The 614-nt window shown below is 65.0% G+C and carries 1 protein-coding gene; it reads left to right on the plus strand.

The window, feature by feature from the left end:
• The coding region (locus CH273_RS06180) for an acyl-ACP desaturase (protein ID WP_179275430.1) at positions 1-614 on the plus strand (614 nt) is incomplete at both ends.

Genomic DNA, 614 nt, shown 5'->3' on the forward strand with positions numbered 1-614 from the left:
ACCTGGGTCGGCCGGTGGACCGCCGAGGAGAACCGGCACGGCATCGTCATGCGTGACTACCTCGTCGTCACCCGTGGCGTCGATCCCGTCGCCCTCGAAGAAGCCCGCATGATCCACATGACCAACGGATATGCGTCGCCTGCCGGTGCAGGGGTGGGTCTGCTGCACTCCGTCGCCTACGTGACGTTCCAGGAGCTGGCCACCCGCGTCTCGCACCGCAACACCGGCAAGGTCTGCGACGATCCGATCGCCGACCGCATGCTCCAGCGCATCGCCGCCGACGAGAACCTGCACATGATCTTCTACCGCAATATCACCGGCGCGGCGATGGACATCTCGCCCGATCAGACGTTGCAGGCGGTCTCGGACATCGTGACGAACTTCGTCATGCCCGGTGCCGGTATGCCGAACTTCCGCCGCAACGGTGTGTTGATGGCCAAGCACGGCATCTACGACCTGCGTCAGCACCTCGAGGACGTCGTCTGGCCGGTCCTGCGCAAGTGGAGCGTGTTCGAGCGCAACGACTTCACCGGCCGCGGCGAGAACAAGCGCGAGGAACTCGCCGCGTTCCTCGAAGACCTCGAGCGTCAGGCCACCAAGTTCGAGGAGATGCG

This window comes from Rhodococcus sp. 05-339-2, assembly GCF_002258965.1.
Lineage (GTDB): Bacteria > Actinomycetota > Actinomycetes > Mycobacteriales > Mycobacteriaceae > Rhodococcoides.